Source organism: Helicobacter cinaedi PAGU611 (assembly GCF_000284635.1).
Lineage (GTDB): Bacteria > Campylobacterota > Campylobacteria > Campylobacterales > Helicobacteraceae > Helicobacter_C > Helicobacter_C cinaedi.
Map to the genome: position 1 here is coordinate 1,928,440 of NC_017761.1, position 24,411 is coordinate 1,952,850.

The 24,411-nt window shown below is 39.9% G+C and carries 27 protein-coding genes; 16 read left to right on the forward strand and 11 right to left on the reverse strand.

Annotated features, from left to right (window positions below; genetic code table 11):
• Positions 1–52: 52 nt before the first annotated feature.
• Genes HCN_RS09790 through ribE form a run of 3 tightly spaced genes read right to left on the reverse strand, consistent with a single transcriptional unit; the run spans position 53 to position 2,155 of the window.
• Complete coding sequence (locus HCN_RS09790; protein ID WP_002955904.1) at positions 53–1,228, reverse strand: ABC transporter permease; 1,176 nt, start codon at positions 1,226–1,228, stop codon at positions 53–55.
• Complete coding sequence (locus HCN_RS09795; protein WP_002955905.1) at positions 1,228–1,503, reverse strand: EscU/YscU/HrcU family type III secretion system export apparatus switch protein; 276 nt, start codon at positions 1,501–1,503, stop codon at positions 1,228–1,230. Before HCN_RS09795 ends, HCN_RS09790 begins: the two co-directional genes overlap by 1 nt.
• Positions 1,504–1,513: 10 nt before the next feature.
• Positions 1,514–2,155 carry a riboflavin synthase gene (gene ribE / locus HCN_RS09800; RefSeq protein WP_002955906.1) on the reverse strand — a complete coding sequence of 214 codons (642 nt, stop codon included), beginning with the start codon at positions 2,153–2,155 and terminating at the stop codon, positions 1,514–1,516.
• Between the two features lie 111 nt (positions 2,156–2,266).
• On the opposite strand from ribE, the gene HCN_RS09805 reads away from it, so the two are divergent.
• The 16 genes from HCN_RS09805 (at position 2,267) to HCN_RS09880 (ending at position 17,407) form a co-directional block, all read left to right on the forward strand.
• Positions 2,267–3,058 (forward strand): TatD family hydrolase, encoded by a 792-nt coding sequence (locus tag HCN_RS09805; protein WP_014667401.1) that lies wholly within the window; start codon positions 2,267–2,269, stop codon positions 3,056–3,058.
• A complete protein-coding gene (locus HCN_RS09810) occupies positions 3,059–4,165 on the forward strand; it encodes a lytic transglycosylase domain-containing protein (RefSeq protein WP_014667402.1) in 1,107 nt (368 codons plus the stop codon).
• Positions 4,166–4,192: 27 nt separating this feature from the next.
• Positions 4,193–5,086: a septal ring lytic transglycosylase RlpA family protein gene (locus HCN_RS09815; protein ID WP_014667403.1), complete on the forward strand. Its 894-nt coding sequence runs from the start codon at positions 4,193–4,195 to the stop codon at positions 5,084–5,086.
• Positions 5,087–5,124: 38 nt separating this feature from the next.
• Positions 5,125–5,721, forward strand: a complete 597-nt coding sequence (hisB, locus tag HCN_RS09820) for an imidazoleglycerol-phosphate dehydratase HisB (protein WP_014667404.1) — start codon at positions 5,125–5,127, stop codon at positions 5,719–5,721.
• Positions 5,718–6,212 (forward strand): KdsC family phosphatase, encoded by a 495-nt coding sequence (locus HCN_RS09825; protein ID WP_002955911.1) that lies wholly within the window; start codon positions 5,718–5,720, stop codon positions 6,210–6,212. Before hisB ends, HCN_RS09825 begins: the two co-directional genes overlap by 4 nt.
• Positions 6,193–6,729: a hypothetical protein gene (locus HCN_RS09830; protein WP_014667405.1), complete on the forward strand. Its 537-nt coding sequence runs from the start codon at positions 6,193–6,195 to the stop codon at positions 6,727–6,729. The genes HCN_RS09825 and HCN_RS09830 overlap by 20 nt, the downstream gene beginning before the upstream one ends.
• The gene (gene lptA, locus HCN_RS09835; protein ID WP_002955913.1) at positions 6,726–7,211 is read left to right on the forward strand and encodes a lipopolysaccharide transport periplasmic protein LptA; all 486 of its coding nucleotides are present in this window, start codon (positions 6,726–6,728) and stop codon (positions 7,209–7,211) included. The genes HCN_RS09830 and lptA overlap by 4 nt, the downstream gene beginning before the upstream one ends.
• Positions 7,208–7,912 (forward strand): ribosome biogenesis GTP-binding protein YihA/YsxC, encoded by a 705-nt coding sequence (yihA, locus tag HCN_RS09840; protein WP_014667406.1) that lies wholly within the window; start codon positions 7,208–7,210, stop codon positions 7,910–7,912. Before lptA ends, yihA begins: the two co-directional genes overlap by 4 nt.
• A complete protein-coding gene (locus HCN_RS09845) occupies positions 7,902–8,372 on the forward strand; it encodes an N-acetyltransferase (protein ID WP_002955915.1) in 471 nt (156 codons plus the stop codon). Before yihA ends, HCN_RS09845 begins: the two co-directional genes overlap by 11 nt.
• Positions 8,318–8,788, forward strand: a complete 471-nt coding sequence (locus HCN_RS09850) for a Ycf66 family protein (protein ID WP_015453869.1) — start codon at positions 8,318–8,320, stop codon at positions 8,786–8,788. The genes HCN_RS09845 and HCN_RS09850 overlap by 55 nt, the downstream gene beginning before the upstream one ends.
• The gene (gene mrdA / locus HCN_RS09855; protein ID WP_002955917.1) at positions 8,785–10,572 is read left to right on the forward strand and encodes a penicillin-binding protein 2; all 1,788 of its coding nucleotides are present in this window, start codon (positions 8,785–8,787) and stop codon (positions 10,570–10,572) included. The genes HCN_RS09850 and mrdA overlap by 4 nt, the downstream gene beginning before the upstream one ends.
• A gap of 30 nt (positions 10,573–10,602) precedes the next feature.
• Positions 10,603–11,592, forward strand: a complete 990-nt coding sequence (gene pseB, locus HCN_RS09860) for a UDP-N-acetylglucosamine 4,6-dehydratase (inverting) (protein WP_002955918.1) — start codon at positions 10,603–10,605, stop codon at positions 11,590–11,592.
• 74 nt (positions 11,593–11,666) lie between these two features.
• Positions 11,667–12,158, forward strand: coding sequence for a non-heme ferritin (gene ftnA, locus HCN_RS09865; RefSeq protein ID WP_002955919.1), 492 nt, complete (start codon positions 11,667–11,669; stop codon positions 12,156–12,158).
• A 52-nt stretch (positions 12,159–12,210) separates the two neighbouring features.
• Positions 12,211–13,455 carry a bifunctional phosphopantothenoylcysteine decarboxylase/phosphopantothenate--cysteine ligase CoaBC gene (gene coaBC, locus HCN_RS09870; RefSeq protein WP_014667622.1) on the forward strand — a complete coding sequence of 415 codons (1,245 nt, stop codon included), beginning with the start codon at positions 12,211–12,213 and terminating at the stop codon, positions 13,453–13,455.
• On the forward strand, positions 13,436–14,161 hold the full coding sequence (locus HCN_RS09875) for a hypothetical protein (protein ID WP_014667407.1): 726 nt from the start codon (positions 13,436–13,438) through the stop codon (positions 14,159–14,161). Before coaBC ends, HCN_RS09875 begins: the two co-directional genes overlap by 20 nt.
• A gap of 21 nt (positions 14,162–14,182) precedes the next feature.
• Positions 14,183–17,407, forward strand: a complete 3,225-nt coding sequence (locus HCN_RS09880; RefSeq protein ID WP_014667408.1) for an FAD-binding and (Fe-S)-binding domain-containing protein — start codon at positions 14,183–14,185, stop codon at positions 17,405–17,407.
• A 93-nt stretch (positions 17,408–17,500) separates the two neighbouring features.
• Here HCN_RS09880 and polA read toward each other — a convergent pair whose 3' ends face one another.
• The 8 genes from polA to ccoP form a co-directional block, all read right to left on the reverse strand.
• Positions 17,501–20,242, reverse strand: a complete 2,742-nt coding sequence (gene polA / locus HCN_RS09885) for a DNA polymerase I (RefSeq protein ID WP_014667409.1) — start codon at positions 20,240–20,242, stop codon at positions 17,501–17,503.
• Between the two features lie 185 nt (positions 20,243–20,427).
• Positions 20,428–20,787, reverse strand: coding sequence for a hypothetical protein (locus HCN_RS09890; protein ID WP_014667410.1), 360 nt, complete (start codon positions 20,785–20,787; stop codon positions 20,428–20,430).
• 10 nt (positions 20,788–20,797) lie between these two features.
• Positions 20,798–21,571, reverse strand: coding sequence for a hypothetical protein (locus tag HCN_RS09895; protein WP_014667411.1), 774 nt, complete (start codon positions 21,569–21,571; stop codon positions 20,798–20,800).
• Positions 21,571–21,885, reverse strand: coding sequence for a hypothetical protein (locus HCN_RS09900; protein WP_002955931.1), 315 nt, complete (start codon positions 21,883–21,885; stop codon positions 21,571–21,573). Before HCN_RS09900 ends, HCN_RS09895 begins: the two co-directional genes overlap by 1 nt.
• Positions 21,882–22,511, reverse strand: a complete 630-nt coding sequence (locus HCN_RS09905) for a hypothetical protein (RefSeq protein WP_014667412.1) — start codon at positions 22,509–22,511, stop codon at positions 21,882–21,884. The genes HCN_RS09900 and HCN_RS09905 overlap by 4 nt, the downstream gene beginning before the upstream one ends.
• Positions 22,512–22,531: 20 nt before the next feature.
• Positions 22,532–23,203, reverse strand: a complete 672-nt coding sequence (locus HCN_RS09910; protein WP_231997564.1) for a hypothetical protein — start codon at positions 23,201–23,203, stop codon at positions 22,532–22,534.
• Positions 23,204–23,322: 119 nt separating this feature from the next.
• Positions 23,323–23,523 carry a DUF4006 family protein gene (locus tag HCN_RS09915; protein ID WP_002955935.1) on the reverse strand — a complete coding sequence of 67 codons (201 nt, stop codon included), beginning with the start codon at positions 23,521–23,523 and terminating at the stop codon, positions 23,323–23,325.
• Positions 23,524–23,533: 10 nt separating this feature from the next.
• Entirely contained in the window at positions 23,534–24,403 is an 870-nt protein-coding gene (gene ccoP / locus HCN_RS09920) for a cytochrome-c oxidase, cbb3-type subunit III (protein WP_002955936.1), read from the reverse strand.
• Between the last annotated feature and the right edge of the window lie 8 nt (positions 24,404–24,411).

Below are 24,411 nucleotides of genomic sequence, written 5' to 3' on the forward strand. Positions count from 1 at the left end.
TTAGTATAGTTAGAGTAGCACGATAAACTGAAGGGGCTTTTAGATTTGTAATTTACTCATCTTCTATTTTCGCCTCTCTTTTGCGATAGATTAAGATTCCAAAGCTTAGAAAAAGTAAAAAGGGCAGTAGCTCACACATTGTTTTTAACGCACTAAGAAAATCTATGCCATAGTTTGCCACCTGCACATAGAGTTTCAAATAATGGCTAATAGGCAAAATGATATGCCAAAAACTCGCAAAATTCCCCATAGAATTTACCGGAAAAGTAAGCCCTGCAAACGCAAAGCTAGGCGCACAATAAATCGCTGCCACAGCTAAAGCTCTCGTATGGTCTCTTAAAATCGCATAGGCAAACACGCCCACACTAGAATACGCTAAAATCGTAAGCAAAGCCCCGATGTAGAGTGTGATATAACTCCCACGAAAGCTAAAGCCAAGGAGATGAAAAAACAGCATCATCACACCCCACCAAAATGAAAAGATTCCCGCATAGGCAAAGACTTTGGTAAGGATATATAATCGTGCGTGGATTCCATCTGGCATTTGGGATTTTTTACCTTTGACAAAGCCCACATCAGCTTCATCTCTAGCTAGAGAGTTAATCACACATAAAATCACAAGCATAATAAGTGAGCAAGGCAGAATCCCTGTCAGCAGGAATTGCGCGTAGCTATTATTGATATTATAAAGTGGGGTGATTTGCATAAGGATAGGAGAGCTTTTTGCTAAAGCCGCATCAATATTATGCGTTTGGATAAGGTTTTTGCCAAGCTTTGCTTTGACATTACTTGTTAAAATAAGTTGCTTAAAAGCTCCTTCAATAGACTTTGCCACAAGCATAAGCTGGGCATTATAATAGATTGGAATCTCCGTTAAAATACCCTTTTTGCTATGAGATTCTAAGCCTTTTGGAAACACAACAATCGCATAAATCTGTGTGCTACTCATATCATCTTTAGCTTCACTTAGGCTAGAGTAGCTCCGCGTAACGCTAATAGCAGGAATGGCGGAGAGATTGCGTGTAAGCTCTTGGCTTAAAGGTGTTTTATCTAAATCCACTACGCCAATGGGTGCAGAACGCACAAAGCTTTGCGAAAATACCGCCCATATAAAAAGCCCTAAAAGCAAAGGTGCGAGTGTGCAAAGAAAGAGTGAAAATCTATCATTTAAAAAGCCATAAAATTCCCGCTTAAAAAAGCCTAAAATCGGCTTAAAATGCTCTCTCATTACATATCCTTGCTTAATTGAGCGTTTTTCTCACATTGCAAAAGCCATACAAACACTTCCACCACGGCATTATACATTTCAGGTGGGATATGTGAATCTAGCGGGATTTGTAGTAGAGACTGCACAAGCAGAGGGTTAGAAAATAATGGCACATCAAATTCCTTTGCTTTAGCAATAATCTTTAAAGCAATATCATTTTGCCCCTTTGCCACCACACGCGGGGCATTATCAAACTCCGCATTATAGGCTAGAGCCACAGCTTTTTTGTTCTTCAACTCATATTCCTTAATAGTTTAGATTCATCATATCAATATCACGCCACGAGAGTGCATTTTTGCTATTTCCACTCATATTCCGCAGGGTGCTTACCACGCTACGCGTGATGATATCAGATTCTAGATTCACTCTTCTGCCGATTTGATATTCACCAAAAAGCGTGTTTTTAAGCGTGTGTGGGATAATGGTAAGCTTAAAACCCTTTGTATTTGAAGTTGCAACTGAATCTACAATCGTTAAGCTTATGCCATCAACACACACCGAGCCTTTGGGTATCATAAGCTCAAGCATTACTTCATCTGTTTGTATAAAAAAATCACTTGAATCTGCATTGTGCGTAATGTGGTTAATTGTGCCTATGCCATCAATATGCCCTTGCACGATATGCCCATCAAATCTATCTCCAAGGCTTAGAGCCGGCTCCAAATGCACCTTTGCATTGGGAGTAAAATTTTCAATAGCGATGTGTTGTTTGGTGTGATTACTTAGCTCCATTGTAAGCCCCCCTTGAAAAAATGCAATAGCCGTTAGACACGCCCCATTAATCGCAATAGAATCCCCAAGCTTTGCTTGATAGTCTGTATAAATCTCAAGCGTGTTGTTAGTAAAGCTTTTTACCCTTGCGATTTCACGCACAAGTCCGCTAAACATTAATCTCCTTATTGTTTGTAAAGATATTTATGCTAAAATCTCGCCTTTTATTCTAACATAAATCTAGCACAAATAAACAAATTACAGGGTTGCAGAATGAGTATTCCATATATGATAGACACGCATTGTCATTTAGATTCTACGCGGTTTGATGAAGATTTAGATTCTGTCATACAAAGGGCGTTTTCACATAATGTCAAAAAAATCATCATTCCCGGAGCGGATATTCACACCTTGCCAAAGGCTAGGGAAATAGCTCGTAAATATGAGGGCGTGTATTTTGCCACTGGGGTACATCCAAATGATATGGGCGGTTTTGACTTGCAAACATTACAAGAATATGCCAAAGACGAAAAGTGTATTGCCATCGGGGAATGTGGGCTAGATTATTACCGCTTGGCTGAATCTATTGAATCTGGTGAGGTGGGGCAGAATCTTGAAGAGATAAAGTTAAGGCAAAAAGAAGTCTTTATTGCTCAAATAGAGCTTGCCCTAAGCTTAGATAAGCCCCTTATCGTGCATATACGAGAGGCAAGTAATGATAGCTTTGAGATTTTACAAGGCTATGAAAACGCTAGGGGGGTGTTGCACTGCTATAATGCGGATAGAATCTTGCTAGGGCTTAGTCAAAGATTCTATTATGGCATTGGTGGGGTTTGCACCTTTAAAAATGCAAGGCGACTCATTGAAGCCCTGCCGCTTATCCCAAAGGAACGCATTGTGCTTGAAACTGACGCACCCTACCTTACCCCGCACCCACATCGTGGGGAACGCAATGAGCCTTATTTCATTCCATTGATTATGACAAAACTCGCAAATGTGCTTGATATGAGCGAAGATGAAGTGATTGCCACAAGCACGAGCAATGCAGAACATCTCTTTAGAGAACTAAAAGGAGTATAAATGCGATTTGTAAAGATTCTTATTCTTTACGTAATGCTCCCTTGCCTAGCCTTTGCCACAGAAGATGACTTTTACACAATGACTTACAATAAAAATACAAATATTTTAAACTCATTTGGTGTGCATACAAGCTTTATGACAAGCATTGCCGATGATGAAAAGGCTCAAAGGATTAGAGATAGGTGGCAGTATTTTGTGCAGCGGTTTGCCCAAAGCTATGAGTTTATTCCAACGCTTAGAAATATGATAGCTAAAGAGCAGATTCCACAGGAATTTTTATTTCTTGCTATGGCTGAATCTGAATTTACACTCAATGCTAAAAGCTCAAAAAAAGCCATAGGGATTTGGCAGATTATGCCAGCAACCGCAAGGGGCTTGGGGCTAGAGATAAATGAATATATTGATGAGCGTAAAGACCCCATTAAAAGCACACAAGCAGCGACAAAATACTTAAAATATCTCTATGAATCCACAGGGGAGTGGTATCTTGCGGCAATGGCGTATAATTGTGGTTTGGGGCGGTTAAAAAGGGGTATTGAAGAAGCTGGAGGGGATTCTCGCATTGAAACACTGCTTGATGATGAAGCTCAATATATCCCTGCTGAAACGCGTAACTATATCCGCACGATTTTGGCAATGAGCCTACTTTTTAATGATGTAGATTTTTTGAAAGCTCAAAATGCGGATTATCTGCTTAATCGCGGTGCGACAGATAGCATTGCAAGTGTTGATGTAAGGGGCGGTATATCGCTTAGTGCCATTGCTAAGAGTGCTAAGATTCCATTAAGTGAATTGCAAAAATATAATCGCCATTTTACCCGCTCTTTTCTCCCGCCGGGCAATAAACGCTACAATGTCTATCTCCCCTATGATAAGCTCCGCACATTTAAGCAAAATTTTGATGAAAAAAAGCACTCTGAATCTGTGTTTGTTACACATATTGTGCAAAAAGGCGAGAGCCTTAGCACCATTGCGAGTAACTACAAGATTCCATTAAGTGAGCTTAAAGCAGTCAATAATATCAAAGGCTCACATATAAGCATTAATCAAAAGCTCACTATCCCAAAGCTTAAGGGCAAAACCGCTACAATTGCTGATGGGCGGTAAAAATTGATGACAAACAAAAGGAGTAGTATGAAATTTTCTTATGCTGTATGGATTTGTATCTTTGCTGGATTGAGCTTTTTAGGCTGTGTGGAGAAAAGTGCAGAATGGAGTGAAAGCAGCACAAAAGCAAAAGGCTTTAATGATAGCTTTGATGACTTAGATGCCTTTAATCAAGGCATAACGCCAAATATCGGCGGCAACTCTATGCGAGAATCTCCAGCCATTCAAGAAGCCACAATGCGTCCTTATCAAGTCGCTGGGAAATGGTATTACCCCGAAAAGGTGAGCCTTGGGGATAAATTTGATGGGTATGCGAGCTGGTATGGGGCTGACTTTCACGCTAAAAAAACTTCTAATGGCGAAACTTACAATATGCACGCTCACACTGCTGCACACAAGACTTTCCCTATAAATACCGTTGTAAAAGTGCTCAATGTTGAAAATGGCAAAAGCACGATTGTGCGGATTAATGATAGAGGTCCTTTTGTGGAGGGGCGGATTATTGATTTAAGCAACGCTGCAGCAGAAGATATTGATATGGTGAAAGTTGGCACAGCAAAGGTGCGGTTAGAGATTATCGGCTTTGGCGGTGTGATTAACAAAGACAATAAGCAAGAAGCCCAAAATGTGCAAAGTGATGATGTGCTAAGCAATGAATTTAAAGTAGATAGCACGCCAAAATCTGTGAGTGGTGGGGCATTTGCTATCCAAGTTGGGGCATTTAGACGCAAAGAAGGCGCACAAGTTACCCAAGAGCGATTTTCACATATCCCACCTTATCAAAGCGTGATTCAGGAATTTGAGCTAGATAATGCACCTATTTATCGTGTGTTTTTGCGAGGATTCCAAAGTGAGCAGGAAGCCAGGGATTTTTTAAAGAAAAACACACAGATTCAGGGAGGCTTTTTTATCCGCGATTAGAATCTAGTGCATTGATACTTTAAAAGGAGTAAGGGCGTATGGAAACACAAATAGAATTAACACGAAAGACAAAAGAGACAGATATTACTCTCTCTTTAAATCTCTATGGTAGTGGGAATGCGGAGATAGAAACAAGCATAGGCTTTTTTAATCATATGCTTGAATCGCTGACCAAGCACAGCCTTATGGATATAAGGCTTCACTGCAAGGGCGATACAGAAGTTGATGGACATCATAGTGTGGAAGATTGTGGCATACTCTTAGGCAAGGCATTACATCGGGCAATTTATCCAGCTAGTGGCATTGAGCGATTTGGCAATGCGAGTGTGGTAATGGACGAATCTTGTGTGGAATGTGATATTGATGTAAGCAATCGTGGATTCTTACTTTTTGACACTCACGCATACAAATTGCCCTTTAAAGGAATGGTTGGGGGCTTTGATGTGGAGTTAGCAGAAGAGTTTTTTAGGGCGTTATGTTTGAATGCTGGACTAAGTGTGCATATCGTGCTAAAACGCGGGAAAAATCTACATCACATTGTAGAGGCGATGTTTAAGGCTTTTGCAGTGAGTTTTAGACGCGCTATAAGTCAAAATCCTAGAATCTTAACACCTTCAACAAAGGGGATATTATGATAAAGCTACTTGTATTTGATGTAGATGGGACATTAAGCGATGGTAAGGTGTATTACTCTCAATCAGGTGAGGAGATAAAAAGCTTTGATATACGCGATGGATTAGCCATTAATGTGTGGAATAGACGCTTAAACTATCAAAGTGCCATTATCACGGGAAGAGAATCTCAAATGGTGAGAAAACGCGCAGAGGAGCTAGGCATTGAGCATATTTTTATGGGGATAGAAAATAAGGGAGAAGTGCTTACAGAGCTTATAGCAAAGCTAAATCTCAAAGCGAGTGAAGTGGCGTGTATAGGCGATGATCTCAATGATTTAAGTATGTTTAGAATCTGCCAAAAAGCCTATATGCCAAAAAATGGGGCTAAGGCGTTAAAAAAATATGCCTACAAAGTTTTAAAATCTAATGGTGGCAATGGGGCGGTGCGTGAGATGATAGAAGATGTGCTTAAACTCAATGGAGATAAAAAGCTTGAAAAATATTTCTTATAGAATCTATGGCTTTTTTTTCGCACTTTTATGCTTTAGCTTAAGCAGTATGGTGCTTTTCACACAGGATAATGACCTGCATAAAGCCATAGGCAAAGAAGTGCCAAATATAGAGATGACAAATTTCACACTCTATATGCTGACACCACAATATTGCCAAGCCATATCGGAAGGGACTTTAGCAATGCGGTTTGAAAATAGAGAGGAACTCTATGAGCTTTTTATCCATCAAGTGAATAATAAGCTTAATGAATATCTCTACGCTCCTTATGTGCTAAGCAAAAATAGAATCTACACTTTTTCTCAAGGGGCAGATTATCTGCGACTAGATGGACTAAGCTTTTGGAGCAAATGGGGTGTGTATGACTATAATAAACGCATTTTTCAAGGCAAAGAGGACTTTATCCTGCGGCATAACACCACACAAGCCACAGGACAAAATATTTTTTATGATTCTGTGTTGGGGGAAGTGAAGGCAGATACATTTAAAGCAGATATTCTGCTAGGGGAAAAATTATGACACATACCTTGCTAAAACTTATGCCTATACTGCTTTTATGTGCTTTTGCGTGGGGAAAAGAAGAAGTTTTGCAAGTGAGTGCAAAAAACTTCCAAAGTGATATGAAAAAGGGCATTACAGAGCTGAATGGTGAAGTTGTCGTAACAAAGGGCGGAGATACGCTATGGGCGGATAAGGTCATCATAGAAACAGATAAAAAAAACCGCCCACAAAAATACACCGCCATAGGCAATGTGAGATTCCACACTAAAATGCCCGATAAAGAGATGAAAGGTAAGGCAAAAAAGGCAATTTATGATGTAGCCAAAGATGAATATCAGCTTATTGATAATGCGATGATTGAAGAGATAGGCAAACAAAACACCATAAAAGGCAATGTGATTGTGTTTAATCCACAAACCCAAGAAGCCTCAATCAAAGGCTCAAATCAAAAGCCCGGTGTGATTACTTTCATCATTGAAGATAAAAAGCAAGACCAATGACACAGAATCTAAAAGAGACAAAAAAGCAAGATTCACCAAAAAATCTTACGCAAAATGGAATAAAGATTCTAGAATCTGCCTTTATAACAAGTGCGACAAATCCCAAAAATGCCTCCGCTCCTAGCATTACCGAAATAGTCTTTTTAGGACGCAGTAATGTCGGCAAAAGCTCACTTATTAATGCCTTGCTTAACGCTCCATTAGCCAAAAGCTCTTCAACACCCGGGAAAACACAGCTCATTAATTTTTTTTCATCATTATGGCTTAAGGAGAATCAAAAAATACCGCTTTGTTTTGTGGATTTGCCCGGATTTGGCTATGCAAAAGTGAGTAAAAGCATTAAAAAAGAGTGGGGGAAGAATCTGCTTTCATTTTTGCTTTCACGCCAAAGCATTAAGCTGTTTTTACATTTAGTGGATTCTCGTCATACGGATTTAGAGATTGATAAAAGTGTGGAGGCGTTTTTACAAGAGATTTGCAAGGGCGATCAAAAAATCTTAAGAATCTACACAAAAGCTGATAAGCTTAAGCAAAACGCTCTTAGCTCTTTGCAATGTAAGCTCACTCAACAAAATATACTAGATTCACAAACGCAAAGCTATTTGTGTAGTATCACTGCCAAAAATCACAAAATTACTTCAATTCCTGCGTTGCGTGAGAAAATCTTAGATTTTACTTTGGGGGTAGAAAATGGCATTTGAGTTTATAAAGCCCACATTGGCTGATATTAAGGAAATGCGGAATCTTGTCAGCGTGGAAGTGAAAAATGGCGTGATACTAGATAGAAGCGAAGATGAAATGGCAAATACCATTCGCTCTTATATCGTGGCTAGAGATAAGGGTAGTGGGGAGATTGCAGGATTCTGTGCGTTGTATGTGTATTCTGTGGATTTAGCTGAAGTGCGATCTTTAGTAGTGAAAGATTCTTATCGTGGCTCTGGGCTAGGCAGTGAGCTGGTAACAAGGGCATTGCAAGAGGGAAAAGAGCTTGGGATTAAAGAAGTGCTTGTTTTGACCTATAAGGCAAAGTTGTTCCAAAGGCTAGGTTTTGCTATAATAGAAAAATCTCTTTTACCAAATCACAAAATATGGGTGGATTGTATTAAATGCAAACATTTTCCAATATGCGACGAAGTGGCTCTTATAAACAAACTCTCTTAGGCATTGCCCTTTTTATCGGGCTATATGCGTATGAAAGCTTAGCAAGTATGACGATATGGCTGCCCCCACTTATTGGCGTGTGCTTGGTGCTATTTATGAAGTTTGATAAAGAGGATAGATTCTATTCTTTTATAGCCTTGCTTTTTGGTGTAGCCCTTATAGAATCTGAAAACAATCTTCCTTTAGGTATGCTTTTAGGGTTATTTTTATTTTTAGCCCTTTTAGTTGTGCCAAGCATTCAAACACTCCTTAATACCCCCAAACTTGCCAAAGCAAGCTATGTCGCCCTAGCGTATTTGGGATTATATATTGTGGCTGTGATGATTGATATAGCCACAGACAGTAATGTTACACCGCCTTTTTTTATCGTGCTGTATTATTTAGTGATTGAAATTGTGATAGTGATGTTTTTATGATGAGTTTGCGTTATAAATTCCTTATCATCTTTTTTGTTGTTGTGTGGCTTATTATCTGTATGCGTTTATTTGTGATAAATGTCATCAATCACGAGTATTATGAAAAATTTGCCGAGAAAAATGCCATACGCACAGAAGTGCTTTTACCTATGCGAGGGCTTATCCTTGATAGGAATAATGAACCTTTAGCCATTAATGAGATAGGTTTTTCTATCTCGCTTATTCCTAAGATTCGCAATAAGCAAATTATAGAATCTGAAGTGGATAAAATTGTCTCTTTTCTCCCACATCTAGATAAAGATGAGCTTATAGATACATATAACAAAAACAACCACGCTTATAATCACGCCCCTGTGGAGCTAGTAGGCTTTGTCCCTTATGCACAAATGCTCAATATCTATGCGTATTTGAAACGCTCTTCAAATATCATTATTACCGCTAATAGCAAACGACTTTATCCCAATGAGAGTGCGGCTTCACATGTGATTGGCTATGTGGCAAAGGCAAATGATAATGATATACAGAAAAATCCCCTTTCGCAATACAGTAAAGTCATAGGCAAAGATGGCATTGAAAAAACCTATAATACATATTTGCAAGGTGAAGCGGGGTATAGAAAATCTCAAATCAACTCCTTGTATAAACAAGTGCAACTTTTACAAGAAGATGATGTGCTAAAACGCAATGATTTGCGTCTCTCGCTTGATTTAAAATTGCAAGAAAGCATTGATAGGGACTTTGAGTTTCACTCTGGAGCAGTGATTGTAATGAATGTGCATAATGGCGAGATTCTAGCTGCTGGAAGCTACCCGGAGTATAATATTAATCTTTTTGTTGATGGTATTAGCCATAAAAATTGGCAGGAGCTTACAGAAAATATTCATAAACCTTTGATTAATAAGCTTGTGTATGGACGCTATCCGCCCGGCTCGGTTATCAAAATGGGTATGGTTTTAGCATTTTTAGAGTTTGCTGGGATAACTGAGCATAGTGTCATTCAAACACCGCCTTATATTGAGTTTGGCAATCGTAAATTCCGCGATTGGAAGGCTTCTGGACACGGTAGCTCTGATGCAATAAAGGCAATTAGAGAATCTGTTGATGTGTATTTTTACACGCTTTCACAAAGAGCAGGTATTGAAAATATGGCAAGTGTGCTAAGCCAAATGGGTATAGGCGAACTCACCGGCATTGACATTCCAAATGAAGTTAAAGGCATTCTGCCAAGTCCGGAGTGGAAGCTCCGCCGATATGGGGAGCAATGGTATGGTGGCGATACGATTACCACTTCCATCGGGCAGGGCTATTTTCTCTCAACCCCTATGCAGATTGCAAGATATACCGCACTTATTGCTTCAGGCAAACTTGTAACGCCACATTTTGCAAAAGATTTTAATAATGAACCTGCAAGGTTTGAATCTAAAGATGTTTTGAATGAGTTTCAAAAATCAAAGCTTGATGTGCTAAAAAAAGGAATGTATCAAGTATGTTCTGTCCCGGGTGGAACGGCATATTTTCGCACACAAGGGACAAAAGTAAAACTTGCGTGTAAGACGGGCACGGCTCAAGTTGTTGGGATTCCACAAGATATTCAAAGACGCGTGAGAGAAGCAGATATGGAGTATTTTCATCGCTCTCATTCGTGGATTACCGCATTTTTACCCTATGAGAATCCACAATATGCGGTAACAATTCTTATAGAACACGGCGGAAGTGGGGGGAATGGCGGACCATTGCTTGTAAAAATCGCCAATAAACTTAAAGAGCTTGGCTATGTCAAATAAGGCAGACAAAATTATGCAAGGGGAGAATCTATGCTAGAGAATAAAGTCATTTTAATCACCGGAGGCACGGGGAGCTTTGGAAAAAAATTTGTTGAAAAAGTCTTAAAAAAGCATAATCCTAAAAAGATTATTGTATATAGTCGCGATGAGTTAAAGCAATATGAAATGGCACAAGTCTTTAATGATAAAAGAATGCGATATTTTATCGGCGATGTGCGGGATAAAAGTCGCCTTGAAGTGGCGTTAAATGGTGTGGATATTTGTATCCACGCTGCGGCGTTAAAGCACGTGCCAATTGCCGAATACAACCCTATGGAGTGTATTAAAACAAATATTGATGGGGCAAGTAATGTCATCAGTGCCTGTCTTAGCAATAATGTCAAACATATCATTGCTTTAAGCACAGATAAAGCGGCAAATCCCATTAATCTCTATGGTGCGACAAAGCTGTGTTCGGATAAGCTTTTTGTAACCGCAAACAATATCAAGGGGAGCAAAGATTCTAAATTTAGCGTTGTGCGTTATGGCAATGTTATCGGCTCTCGTGGATCTGTTGTGCCGTTTTTTCAAAAGCTCGTGTGTCAAGGGGCAAAGGAGCTGCCTATTACTGATGAGCGTATGACTAGATTTTTTATCACGCTAGAATCTGGCGTGGAATTTGTGCTGCAAAGTTTAGAGCGAATGCACGGGGGCGAGATTTTTATCCCTAAGATTCCAAGTGTGAAGATTAAGCAATTAGCTCAAGCACTAGCACCAAATCTCAAACAAAAAATCATCGGCATACGCCCGGGCGAAAAGCTCCACGAAGTAATGGTGCCAAAAGATGATTCTCATTTGTGTATTGAGTTTGATAAGTTCTTTATCATCGCACCAACGATTAATTTTCAAACGCCTGTTGATTATCACACAACACGCAAGGGTGAGGTTGGCAGGGCTGTGGAATCTAGCTTTGAGTATAGCAGTGAAAGCAATTCTTGGTGGCTTGAAAATGATGAAATTCTCAAAATAATTAAAAAATGATAAAATTTTAAGCCATTTATTAGAAAACAAAAAATATAATTCCGCGTTTTTAAATTCTCATTAAAGGAGTCAAAATGATTAAGACGGAAATTGTAAAAATGCTTAACGAGCAAATTGCAAAAGAAATGTATGCGGCAAATCTCTACTTGAGTATGAGTTCTTGGTGCTATGAAAATAGCTTTGATGGTGCGGGGTTATTCCTATTCCAACACGCTGATGAAGAAAGCGGACACGCAAAGCGTCTTATTACTTATCTTAATGAAACAGATTCTAAAGTGAGTATCGCTCAAATCACCGCTCCTGAATCTAGCTTTAGCGGATTGCTTGATGTGTTTGAAAAAACTTACGCACACGAACAAAAAATCACGCAATCCATTAACGAGCTTGTGGATTTTACATTACAGAGCAAGGACTATGCGACTTTCAACTTCTTGCAATGGTATGTGAGCGAACAACACGAGGAAGAAGCACTCTTTAGGGGCATTGTGGATAAGATTAAGCTCATTGGCTCAAATGGCGATGGTCCTTACCTTGCAGATAGATTCATTAAAGAACTCTCAAAATAACTAAAAAATAAGCTCTTCTGTGCTAGATTCTCTAGCACATAAAGGAGAGTGAATGCAACATATTTTCCACAATAAAAATGTCCTTATTCTCATAAGTGGCTCAATCGCCGCATACAAAATGCTTGATTGTATCTCACAGCTGAAAAAATATAATGCTAACATCAAGGTTGTAATGAGCAAAGAAGCTTGTAAATTTGTTAGCCCCTTAAGCTTTGAAGCAATGAGCGGGAATCTTGTCCTAACTGAACATAATCAATCGTGGGTTACTCAATCAAATGTAGTAAATGGGGCAAATCATATCGCTTATGCAAGGTGGGCGGATATTGTCCTTATAGCACCAGCCAGTGCCAATAGTATTGCTAAAATCGCTTGTGGCATAGCCGATAATGTCTTGCTTACCACACTCCTAGCTACAAGAGCAAAAAAGCTTATCGCCCCTGCGATGAATACGGCTATGCTAGAATCTCCGCAAACTCAAGCCAATCTCACTACACTTAAAAATCTAGGCTTTGAATGTATAGAATCTCGCTCAAGCCTTTTAGCCTGTGGGGAGATGGGAGATGGGGCGTTAGCGGAGATTGATGAGATTATTTTTAGACTTGCTCGTGGGCTACATACAAATGTATTTTGGCAGGGCAGAGATGTCATTATTAGCGGCGGTGGCTCAAAAGAGAGCATTGATGAGGTGCGATTTATCTCAAATCATAGCAGTGGCAAACAAGCAAGTGCCTTGGCTATCGCATTCTATACACTTGGAGCAAAGGTGAGTTTTGTTTCAAGCGTTTTCCCTTGTCCATTGCCAAAGCAGATTACGCAGATTGCAGCCCAAAGTGTTGCTGATTTTCACACGGAGATTCACAAACTTATTAAACAAGCAGAATCTAAGCCCTTTGTCTTTATGGCAGCAGCCTTGGCTGATTATGCTCCCAAGCCACAAAAAAGCAAACTTAAAAAAGAGCAGGTGGGCGAGACACTCACATTGCAATGCTTTCAAACACAAGATGTGTTATTCTCCATTTCGCTAGAATCTGCGTATAAAATAGGCTTTAAAGCCGAGATGGATAGGGCGAATGCCCCGCATTATGCGAAAACTATGCTAGATTCTAAGCAATGCGATATGGTGTGTCTTAATGTCATAGGGGAGCAAAATCCCTTTGGTGCGAATAGCAACACGATAAATATTTTCACACACGACTTTACTCAAGGTGCAAGTGGCTCAAAACTTGAAGTCGCCTTTAGCATAGCCAAAGCCTGTGAAAGCCTTACAAAGCCTAGCAATGATTCAAAAAATCGCTAATTTAGCTCAAAATCTTAAAGTCTCTAGCCCCACGACCTATAATGCCGCCCTGCCTATGCTGATTAAAGTCTTAGCACAAACAAAGGGGGACACCTATCTTTTACAAGTAGGTTCAAAGCAGATTCAAAGTAAAAGCCACAAAGAGCTTTTTATCGGGCAGAAGTATTGGGGCGAAATGGGGAAAAGCTCACTAGGGCATATCACTTTAAGAAATCTTATTCCGCAACCAAATCTTTTAGAATCTTTTAGCAAAGCCCCTTTGCAGTTTAGTTTGCAGGATTTGCAGGAATTAGGGGAGCAAAAGGACATATTTGAAGGATTTAAAGACTTTTTAAGTCAAAAATTAGCTACTTCTCAAAGCAAGGAAGAGTTTTTATTTTTAAGTAATCTCCTGCTTGGACTAAAAAGCGGGGTGCTAAGCCTTGCTATTGCTGAAAAAAATGAGATTTTACAAATGAAAAAGGTAGAGGCAAATACGATGCGATTTAGTGCGATAATGCATTCCCTTGGCATTATTGAAGGCGAGATAAGCATAACAAAGGGCGAAAATACTCTAAGTCTCAAAGTGATGTATGAAAGCACAAAGGTTTTGCTGGAAAAAAATCTTTCACTCCTTAAAGGCTTTAAGTTAAGTAAAATCACTCTAGATTCTAGTCTTAAGCCCTTGTATGAGTTTAAGGAAAGTTTGCTTGATGTGCGTGGCTAAAACAACTTAAAAGGAGTAAAAATGACAACACAATACAGAGACTTTGAAGGCTTTATAACAGAAGCAAGGGAAATATTTAAAGATAGAATCTACACGGATTATCTCCGCCGATTTGCTTATGGGATTGATGCCTCTTGCTATGCGTATGTGCCGCGTGTGGTGGTTAGAGCGGTGAATGAAAATGAAATCATCAATCTTTTTACACTTAGTCAAAAATATAATACCCCACTCACATTTAGAGCCGCAGGGACGAGTTTAAGCGGACAGGCTTGTAGTGATTCTGTGCTAGTGTTAGCCAATGCGTTTTGGCAGGATATTGAGATTATCGGCAATGCGGAGAGTATAAAATGTAGTTGTGGCGTGATTGGCATAGAAGCAAATGAAACCTTAAAGCCCTATGGCAAAAAGATAGGACCAGATCCAGCGACTATTAATAATGCAATGATTGGTGGAATCTTTTCAAACAACTCTAGCGGTATGTGCTGTGGCGTAAAGCAAAATAGCTATAACACCATAAAATCCGCACGATTTATCCTGCATAATGGCACGATCCTTGATACAAGTGAGAATGCTAAACCAAATGAAAGCATAGAATCCTTTTTACAAACGCATAAAGATAAGGCAGATTCACTTCTAGCCTTGCGTAAAGAAATATTGCAAGACACGGAGCTTTGTGAGCTTATCAAAAGAAAATTTGCTATCAAAAATACCACCGGTTATAGTATCAACGCCCTGCTAGATTTTAGTGAAATTAAAGACATCATCAATCATCTTTTTATCGGTGCGGAGGGGACTTTGGGTTTTGTGTCTTTGGTGGAATATGAATGCGTAGAAGACTATGCTTACAAAGCGTGTGCCTTGCTTTTTTATGAAAATTTAGCTCTTGGGGCAAAGGCGGTTGAGATTCTAGCAGGGAATGAAAGCCTTGTGAGTGCGGCGGAGATTATGGACTATGCGTGTTTAGATTCTGCTAGGGGCTTGGAAAACGCACCGCGTGAGTTAGAGAGAATAGAGAGTGGGGCTTGTGCGATTTTGGTGCAGTTAGAATCTAGCACACAAAAGGAGCTAGTTTCTAAAATCGCTCATATAAGCAAGGAGTTAGAATCTGTGCCAAGCCTTTTTGGCGTACATTTTAGCAGTGATGAAAAGCTTATGGCGTCTTGGTGGAAAATCCGCAAAGCCCTTTTGCCCTTAGCAGCGGGGAGTCGCCCAAGTGGGAGTATCGTCATCACTGAAGATATTTGCTTCCCTATATCCACTTTCGCACAAGGCATAGATTCTATAACTAAGCTTTTTGATAGATTTAACTTTCAAGGTATTATCTTTGGACACGCTTTAAGTGGGAATGTGCATTTTATCATCACGCCTAATCTTAACGATGAAAAGGAGAGCCAAGCGTTTGGGGAGTTTATGGAAGCGATGGTAGATTCTGTCATTGCCTTGCAGGGTAGCACAAAGGCAGAGCACGGCACAGGGCGTATGATCGCCCCCTTTGTGGAAAAAGAGTGGGGTGCGAAAGCGTATGCTATAAATCGCAGGATAAAAGAGATTTTTGACCCACATAGCCTTATCAATCCTGATGTTATTATTAGCGATAATCCCCAAATCCACACGCAAAATCTCAAGCAAAGCAGCGAGGTAGAGGACTTTATCGATCAATGTATGGAATGTGGATTCTGTGAGAAAGTCTGCCCTAGTAGAAATCTTACTTTGACGCCAAGGCAGAGAATAGCGGTGCGAAAAGAAATCGCAAGGCTAGAGGCTTTGCTTGGCGTGGATTCTATGGATTCTAAAAGTGTTATGGAATCTGGTGCAGAGACACGAAGCGAAGCAATCGCTGATTTAAGAGCCAAGCCACAAAAATCAATCACTACAAATGCGGAAGGATTTTGCGATGATTTTGGGAGTTTTCAAGGTGGAGGCGAAGGGAGTTTGCTAAAGGCAAATGACCGAGCCGACACCGCAGAATCTGCCAAAAGCACGCAAAAGCCAACGCATATAAAAGCAATACTAAAAGAGTTAAAACAGGGCTATCAATACTTTGGCATCGACACCTGTGCCACCTGCTCTATGTGCTCTCTCTCCTGCCCCCTAGAAATTGATAGCGGTAAAATCGCCTCCAAACTTAGCCCTGCCACAAAAGGCATATTTTCACGCTTTGTTGCTACACAGAGTGCCGAGCATTTTAGCACCACTCTTAGCCTTGCTAAAGGGGGCTTACGCATAGCAAACTTTAGCTCTAATATGTTGGGCAAAAATACACTAAGCAATTTAAGCAAAAAGATAAAGTTTCTGCCCTATATCCCAAGCTCACTGCCTAGGGCAAATGCCTATCGCCTAGAATCCAAGCTAGATTTTACAAGCAACGCACAATCCCAAGTGGCAATTATATATTTTAGCACTTGTATCAATCGCTCCTTTGCCCCGCAATCAAGCTTGAAAGATACAAGAGCCTTGCAAGAAGTCTTTGAATCTTTGTGCAAAAAAGCCGGTGTGAGTGTGGTGTATCCGCATAATCTTAGTAATCTCTGCTGTGGCAAGGCGTATAAAGACTATCCACAAAGTGCAGAAGCCAAACGCAAGGAAGTGTATAAGGCATTAGATTCTACTATGAGAGAATTACAAAGCAAAGGTGTAGAGCAAATCCATATCGTGTGCGATCATAGTGCGTGTAGCTATGAGCTAAAAAATGGGCTAAAAGAGCTAGATTCTACTCTCACCATTTTAGATATGCCCGAATGCATAGAATCTACTCTTTTGCCTCGCCTACATATCACGCCTTTAGATGAGGATATTGCCCTTTATGCGATGTGTGCTACAAGAAAGGGCAAATGGGATAAGTCTCTAAAATCTATTGCCAAAACCTGCACGAATGGCGAAGCTATAGTGCATTCTAAAACGCAGTGTTGTGGCTTTGCAGGAAACAAGGGCTTTATTTGCAGTGAGTTAAATGCTTCAGCTTTGCGGGAGTTAAGTGAGTTTTATGCAGATAAGCAAAAAGGGTATTTGGCTTGTGGGCTAGAATCCCAAATAGAGAGTGAAAAAATGGATTCTAGCGTAGAATCTACAAAAAAATCCGCCACGCACAATAACACCCAAAGCAACAAAACACAAAGGCATAGAAAACTACGACTTGGCTTTTCAAGCTCTAGCACTTGTGAAATAGGACTCAATGACAAAACAAATATTATTTGGCAGAATCTACTCTATCTTGTAGATTCTGTGAGTGAAAGCAAAAATATGTAAGCAAGGCAAAAGGCTTTAACTTAAGCTCTGCCTTTAATGATAGACATTTTGCTATTTGCTTAAAGCTTGATACATATTTTATATACAAAGCGGTTACTTTAACTCCGCCCAGTTTGTGCCAATGGCAATACCGCATTTAAGCGGCACTTCAAGCTTATAAATGCTATTCATAATATCCGCCACTTCCTTAGCATAGTTTTCTGCCCTTTCACTTGGGGCTTCAAAAATCAGCTCATCGTGCACCTGCAAAAGCATTTTTAAATCGCTTTTTGCATACCGCTTGTGAATCTCACACATTGAAAGCTTGATTAAGTCCGCCGCACTGCCTTGAAAGATAGAGTTTATCCCCTCACGCAAGAAGTTTGCTTTCATAAAATCAGTAGCCCTTTTAAAGTCAAAATACCGCCTATGCCCCAAAAGCGTTTGGGAATAGCCATTTTCAAGCAAAAATTCCTCCTGTGCGTTCAAAAAGTCCTTAATCGTGGGGAATAGGGCAAAATAGCTTTCAATATACTCTTTAGCCTGTTTGAGTGGAATCTGCAGGGTTTGAGAGAGCTTTTTACTCCCCATACCATAGATAAGCCCAAAGTTAATGCTTTTGGCAATAAAGCGTTTTTGCATAGCTTCCTGCTCCCCAAAAAGCCTAGCTGCTGTTTCAAAATGAATATCCTTATCCTGCATAAAAGATTCCACAAGTGAAGGGTCTTTGCAAAAATGCGCTAAAAGTCGCAACTCAATCTGTGAATAATCAATGCTAATAAGGCTGTGTCCTTCTTTGCTAATGAATGCTTGGCGGATTTTACGCCCTTCTTCACGGCGGACGGGGATATTTTGTAGATTTGGCGATTTAGAGCTAAGGCGTCCTGTGGCAGTGCCATTTTGCAAAAATGAAGTATGGATTCTATGCGTCTCATTTGTCCTGCCAAGCCGCAAAAGTGGCTCAATGTAGGTGCTTTTTAGTTTATTGCTCTCTCTATAATCTAAAATCAGATCAATCACAGGGTGGCTATCAATAATGGCTAGAAGTGTCTTTTCATCAGTGCTTAAGCCCCCCTTCACACTTCGCCCGGGCTTCAGTCCAAGATTCTCAAATAAGATATGAGCGAGTTGCTGGGGGGAGTTAAGGTTAAAAGTCTCTCCGCATAAATCATAGATTTTTTGACTAAGCTCGGCGATGTGTTCGCTTGATTTATCTTTTAGAATCTCTAAAAGCCCTATATCTACCCGAATCCCTTCTAGCTCCATATCCATAAGCACCTTAATAAAGGGATATTCAAGATTTTGGGCTAGCTCCAATATCCCACCCCATTCTCTTTTGTGAAACTCATCTTCCAAACGATGATAGAGCTTAAAGGTTGCCGCAGCATCTTCAGCGGCGTATTGCGTAGCAGTAATGATATTCACTTGTGAGAAATTTTCCCCCTTTGGCACAACACTATCAAAGCTAATCATTGTGTGATTAAACCATTTTAGCATTTGCTTATCAAGTCCCACAGGTGCGATACTATCATAAAGCCAACTTAGAATCATACTATCATAAATCTTGCCAATGTGTTCTAGCCCAAGTGTGCGGTAGATAAGACTAAAGTCAAACTTGAGATTATGCCCGATAAGCGGGTGAGTGAATATTCTGCTTATGGCACTTTTGGCTTCTTGTAGGTTAAGCTGATTGCCCACACCTAAATATCTATGCCCCACAGGTACATAATAAGCATTTTTTCCATCAAAGCAAAATGAGAATCCCACAAGCTGGGCTTCCTGCAAATTAAGGCCATCACTCTCGCAGTCAAAGCCCACTCTCACCCCTTGTGGAATAGAATCTAGCACGAATTCTACGGATTCTAAAGTATCAAGCAAATGGGGGGTAAAGCTAAAGGCTTCATCTTTTTTACTCTCTATATTTTGGGGTGATTGTGTGCCTTGAAGTGAGCCAATGCCCCTTTGAGCGGATTTTTTCTGTGTGTATCGCTCATAAGGGGATTGAATCTTGGAGATGATATTTTTTAGCTCATATTTTTCTAACTCATCAAAAATCTTAAGCATAGGGTTAGATTCAGGCATTAGACATTTATTTAAATCAATATTTTCAAGCAGATTATCATAGAGTGTAACAAGCTTTTTGCTTAAAAAGGCATTGTCCTTGCCCTCTTTAATAAGCTTAGCAATTCTTGGTGTGGTGGCAGATTCTACCTCATCAATACGAGCGTATAAAGATTCTATACTCCCAAAGCGTTGGATAAGCTTTTGAGCGGATTTTGCTCCTATGCCCTTTACTCCCATTACATTATCACTACTATCGCCTACAAGACTTTGATAATCAATAAAATTCTTGGGATATACGCCATATTTTTGCAAACATTGTGCTTCTTTAATGTCCTTTTTGCCGATAGGATCGTAGATATAAGTATTCTCATCAATGAGCTGGTATAAGTCTTTATCGTGGCTTATGATTCTTACCGCGATATTTTGTGCGTTAGCGACTTTGTTGATTGAAGCGACAACATCATCAGCCTCATAGCCTTCAATGCTGATATTTAAAAAGCCCATTTTAGCAATCCACTCAATCGCAATGGGGAGTTGCAAACGCAACTCTTCTGGGGCGGCTTGGCGATTGGCTTTATACTCACTATAAATATCTCGTCTTTTATTTCTCCCCCCACCTTCTAAAGCAAAGGCAATATAGGTGCAAGAGGGATCTTTGTATAAAGACTGCAAAAGGTTGCAAAAGCCCACAAGCAATCCTGTGGGGAATCCTTGTGAATTTTTAAGCGGAGGGAGAGCATAAAAACTACGAAAGAAAAATCCAAAAGTATCAATGACGCTAAGAGTATTCATACAATGCCTTTTGTGAGATAAAGTGAGATGATGGGAAGTCAAAGGTTGCTAAGAAAAGTTTGTAATTTTCACTTTTCAAACCTGCCAACTTCCTTGCTGTGCTTAACTATATCTTTTTTTCTTAAATGCTTTTGAAACTTTGGAGATTTATTTGACACTCTAGCTTGTGAGAAAGGTTTAGAATCTTAAGGCACAAGAATATAACGCCTTGTGATACGCACAAGATTATTACTCGCTGGGTGGGTAACTTTGCCGTGAATATCAAGCAAAATAGTGCTACTATTAAGAGGCGTGAGATGGGCATAAAAATGATAATGTGAAAAGATAAACTCCTGCCTATCACATTGAGCCATATCCTTTTGCCTTAGGCACATTAGAGCCATTTGCTTCACACTTCTTGCGTGGAGCTGGAGCTGGGTTTTGGCATAGACTTGAGAGAGTGCAAAGGAGCTGTGATAATGCTGCTGGAGATAAAACGCACACGCTAACCCAATGAAGACAATAAACAACACCGCATAAAGCATATAAAATCCGCTATGTTTCATCGTCCTGCCTTTACAAAAATTCCACGATAGAATCTAGCCAAATGCCACGAGTCTGGCAGAAAGGCTTATTTGGTGTTTTGACACATAACTGAATCTCTAGCAAGATTCCCTGTGAAAAGCTTAAAGGTGTGATTTCAAAAGATTCTACATCATAGGCAATAGGCACAGAATCTAGCCACAAGGCATTATCATACACACTTAAAGTATGATGAGTGATAGGCAAAATGGCTAAAGGCGTGTGAGTTATGGGCTTATCAAGCGTGAGTGTATTGCCTGTTGTAGCAGTAATGGCAAAAGGAGTAAAATCGCCCTGTGGCTTTGAGATAAGATAAGCAGACATTCCATTAGACCAACCAGTGCTGTTATGATTGCTTGGGTTATTTGTGAGTTGGGCAAGATTCAGTGTGTTTTGATGAGAGTGTAAAATCTCTATGGAAAGTTTAGGCAGAAGCGTGTTGCCTTGCATAAGGGACTGAACATTTTTATCCCCACCGCCAAAAAGCAAATCCTGCTGAATGGTGTAAAAGGAAATATGTGAGCTTGGGGCGGAGAGTGCCTTGCCATTTGAATCTTGTAAAGATTCTATAATGGCGGATTCTAAAAGATTTTCAATCTTTAGCAATGCAGTGAGTGCTGTGCTGTCGTTTTTAGCCTGTGTGTAGGCGATATGCTTACTTATATCTAAAAGCATAGAGCTACAAACAAGTCCTATTATGCCTAAAATCACAACCCCCACGCTCACTTCAAAAAGCGAAAAAGCGGAGCGTTTGGACTTAAAAAACATTAGCGAATATGTGTGGGAGCAAAAAATGAGAGATTAGATTCTGTGCTGCGGTGGATATTGCCTTGATAAATAAGCGTGGGCGTGGAGTGGGTGCTAAGCTGTGTTTGTGTGAGCTGTGGGCTTAAAAGTAGCTGTTTGTAATATGTATAACTGCTTATCTGCTGGGGATTTTGTAGTGATAGAAAACTAAAAGCAAGGCTAAAGCCTAACGCACAGATAAAAATCCCCATTACCGCATCAAGTAGCACAAATGCACGATGAGTGGTGTGTATTCTGGGGCTGTTGGCTATCGTGGAATTAGGCGGATTTTTCATATAGATTCTTGTGTCTTAGGTGTAGGAGTAGAATCTTTGGCGTGAAGCTCACCGATAAACACTTCGGATTCTAAATAGGCTTTTTTGGTTGTAGAATCTTGTGAATCTGCAGTAAAGCTTAGCTCAAGGATAAACTTCCACCGCCCATTTGGGAGATTATCAAGCATTTGACTCATAAATGTGTGAGAATCATTTGTGCTAAACTCGCCTAGATTCACTAGATCCACGGCTTGGATAGGGGAATCCAAAAAGAGAGTAATACTTTTTAATTGTGTCGTGGGCTTATCTAGTTTAAAAGTTAGGCGGACATTATCTGCTGGGATTTCAACAATCTCGCCCCTCTTAATATCTGGGCGGTGAGATGGTGCGTAATAAGGAAAGACAAAATCAAGCTTTTTAGCTGTGTTGGCATTTAAACTTATGGTGTAAGAAAAGAGATTATTAAAAAGATTTTGATTTGCAATAATCTCGTTAATGCGTTCATCAACATTGCGTTTTGTGTCAAAATAGGTGCTTTCATCTTGAATGGGGTTTTTTAACGCAATGGTGATTGACACACTCACCATAAATACACCAAACAACAAAACGCCAATAATGCCTAGGGGCCAATAGTTTTTCTCCTGCATACACTCTCCTTATTTTTACCTTATGTCTTTTTGCGTGTAAGATAAATCACGCCGATAATGCCAAACATCACAAGCAACATTACATACATACTAAACCGCACAAACTCCCGCCCACCGCTTTCATCAACAGGCATATTATTCTCTAATTTTACATCAAAATAATGAGCTATCATATCCGCAGCTTGAGCATAGCCATTTAGCACAATAGCAGAAATAAGCTGTGGGGTTAGAATCTCATCTTTTTGCTTTGGCAGAAGCGGCACCATATATTCATAATACACTTTTTCTTCATCAAAATATTTTTTAGGCTCTGAACTGATAATATCAATCTTTTCATCTTCTTTCATAAAAACAATAAGGGTGTAGGGCTTTTGAAGTTTTTCTAAAAGCATATTTTTATAGGCTAGACGCTTTTGTTTTGGGGTAAGCTTTAAAGTGGAATCTTGTGGGGATTCTAAAAATAAATCTTCCATAGGCACAGAATCCACAACCGCCACATAAAGATAATAGCCGGTTTTTGCTTGCAATTCAGTTGATAGGGTTTCAACAAAATCTACACTTTTTGGTATCAAAAGCTTATGTGTGTTATCAACAACATGAGTAGGGCTGGTTTGTGCCAATGATATATCTGCATAAAGCATCACCGCCCATAAGAAGCTAGAATACACTAGCCCCTTTAGAGAAAAAGGCATTTTAAACCAAATGCAGGAATAAATTAGGGATAAAAGGAATGACGATTGTCATAACAATGGTGATTATAAGCAATGCTCCAAGGAGCTTTTCAATCGGTGTGAGTTTCATTAGATTCTCCTTATTGTGCAGTTGTGTGGTGTTTAGCATTATCCGTGCTGATTTGCTTAATCGCACTTGCATCTTCAATCTTATAATAACTTGTAGCCACTTCTTTTTGTGTAAGGACAGCACAAGTGCCAAGCACACCAACTACACTCAGCAAAAGCACAACGGCAACAAAATATCCTGTCAAACCATTAATACCAAATAAACCATTCATACGCTACTCCTTAGTCTGCTTGAGATTCCAAAGAACGGATAAACACATTCAATGCTTCTTTTTGGCTTGTCGCAAAATTTGCATAATTAAATGAAGGCATTACACCAATCATTCCTTTTTTACCTTTTTGCAACACTTCTGTTAAAAATTCTGTCGTGCCATACTTGCTTAAATCCGGTGCAAAGCCATCAACGCCACCGCCATTGCCTTTACCCTCATCGCCGTGGCAAGCCGCACATTGCATTGCAAATACTTCCTTGCCTTTAGCCACTTCAAGCGGATATTTTGTGCTTTTCACACTTGAAATATCTTGCATAACATAAGCTGCTACCGCTTTTGCTTCATCATCACTAAGCTCAACAGGCACCATCTCACCTGCCATATACTCTAAGCCTTTACTTCCATCTCTAATCACTTCAATAATACCCTCTTCCTTGCCCCATTTTGTAAGATCTTTTGCCTTACCATTCATACCTTCAGCGGTAACGCCGTGGCATTGAGAACATTGCACCAAAAATATACCCTGCCCCATTTTTGTAAGCCCATCTTCATCAAGCTTATCCCAAGTGGCTGCATACTTTTGATTATAACTTTGCACTTCTTGGTTATATTCGCCAATTTGTGAATATGCATTGAGTGGATATCCTAAGAATAAATACCAAAAGCCCCAAATAATCACACCCAAAAAGCAAGCTGCCCAACCAATAGGAATATTATTTGTCTGCTCCCCTATGCCGTCCCAGCTCTCGTGTGTGAGTTCGCCATCAGCCTTGCTATCTTTGATTTTTTTGAGATACACACCCATTACAAAAATAGTGAGTATTAAGATAACAAAAGCACCTAATAGCCCGAGTGTCGTTATATTATCTGACCAATTCATTTGCTCTT

What these genes read in the sequence shown, in the direction of transcription:
- HCN_RS09790 (WP_002955904.1), bottom strand. Translation starts at nt 1,228, where the DNA reads ATGAGAGAGCATTTTAAGCCGATTTTAGGCTTTTTTAAGCGGGAATTT.
- ribE (WP_002955906.1), bottom strand. Translation starts at nt 2,155, where the DNA reads ATGTTTAGCGGACTTGTGCGTGAAATCGCAAGGGTAAAAAGCTTTACT.
- HCN_RS09805 (WP_014667401.1), top strand. Translation starts at nt 2,267, where the DNA reads ATGATAGACACGCATTGTCATTTAGATTCTACGCGGTTTGATGAAGAT.
- HCN_RS09810 (WP_014667402.1), top strand. Translation starts at nt 3,059, where the DNA reads ATGCGATTTGTAAAGATTCTTATTCTTTACGTAATGCTCCCTTGCCTA.
- HCN_RS09815 (WP_014667403.1), top strand. Translation starts at nt 4,193, where the DNA reads ATGAAATTTTCTTATGCTGTATGGATTTGTATCTTTGCTGGATTGAGC.
- hisB (WP_014667404.1), top strand. Translation starts at nt 5,125, where the DNA reads ATGGAAACACAAATAGAATTAACACGAAAGACAAAAGAGACAGATATT.
- HCN_RS09825 (WP_002955911.1), top strand. Translation starts at nt 5,718, where the DNA reads ATGATAAAGCTACTTGTATTTGATGTAGATGGGACATTAAGCGATGGT.
- lptA (WP_002955913.1), top strand. Translation starts at nt 6,726, where the DNA reads ATGACACATACCTTGCTAAAACTTATGCCTATACTGCTTTTATGTGCT.
- yihA (WP_014667406.1), top strand. Translation starts at nt 7,208, where the DNA reads ATGACACAGAATCTAAAAGAGACAAAAAAGCAAGATTCACCAAAAAAT.
- HCN_RS09845 (WP_002955915.1), top strand. Translation starts at nt 7,902, where the DNA reads ATGGCATTTGAGTTTATAAAGCCCACATTGGCTGATATTAAGGAAATG.
- HCN_RS09850 (WP_015453869.1), top strand. Translation starts at nt 8,318, where the DNA reads ATGCAAACATTTTCCAATATGCGACGAAGTGGCTCTTATAAACAAACT.
- mrdA (WP_002955917.1), top strand. Translation starts at nt 8,785, where the DNA reads ATGATGAGTTTGCGTTATAAATTCCTTATCATCTTTTTTGTTGTTGTG.
- pseB (WP_002955918.1), top strand. Translation starts at nt 10,603, where the DNA reads ATGCTAGAGAATAAAGTCATTTTAATCACCGGAGGCACGGGGAGCTTT.
- ftnA (WP_002955919.1), top strand. Translation starts at nt 11,667, where the DNA reads ATGATTAAGACGGAAATTGTAAAAATGCTTAACGAGCAAATTGCAAAA.
- coaBC (WP_014667622.1), top strand. Translation starts at nt 12,211, where the DNA reads ATGCAACATATTTTCCACAATAAAAATGTCCTTATTCTCATAAGTGGC.
- HCN_RS09875 (WP_014667407.1), top strand. Translation starts at nt 13,436, where the DNA reads ATGATTCAAAAAATCGCTAATTTAGCTCAAAATCTTAAAGTCTCTAGC.
- HCN_RS09880 (WP_014667408.1), top strand. Translation starts at nt 14,183, where the DNA reads ATGACAACACAATACAGAGACTTTGAAGGCTTTATAACAGAAGCAAGG.
- polA (WP_014667409.1), bottom strand. Translation starts at nt 20,242, where the DNA reads ATGAATACTCTTAGCGTCATTGATACTTTTGGATTTTTCTTTCGTAGT.
- HCN_RS09890 (WP_014667410.1), bottom strand. Translation starts at nt 20,787, where the DNA reads ATGAAACATAGCGGATTTTATATGCTTTATGCGGTGTTGTTTATTGTC.
- HCN_RS09895 (WP_014667411.1), bottom strand. Translation starts at nt 21,571, where the DNA reads ATGTTTTTTAAGTCCAAACGCTCCGCTTTTTCGCTTTTTGAAGTGAGC.
- HCN_RS09900 (WP_002955931.1), bottom strand. Translation starts at nt 21,885, where the DNA reads ATGAAAAATCCGCCTAATTCCACGATAGCCAACAGCCCCAGAATACAC.
- HCN_RS09905 (WP_014667412.1), bottom strand. Translation starts at nt 22,511, where the DNA reads ATGCAGGAGAAAAACTATTGGCCCCTAGGCATTATTGGCGTTTTGTTG.
- HCN_RS09910 (WP_231997564.1), bottom strand. Translation starts at nt 23,203, where the DNA reads ATGCCTTTTTCTCTAAAGGGGCTAGTGTATTCTAGCTTCTTATGGGCG.
- HCN_RS09915 (WP_002955935.1), bottom strand. Translation starts at nt 23,523, where the DNA reads ATGAATGGTTTATTTGGTATTAATGGTTTGACAGGATATTTTGTTGCC.
- ccoP (WP_002955936.1), bottom strand. Translation starts at nt 24,403, where the DNA reads ATGAATTGGTCAGATAATATAACGACACTCGGGCTATTAGGTGCTTTT.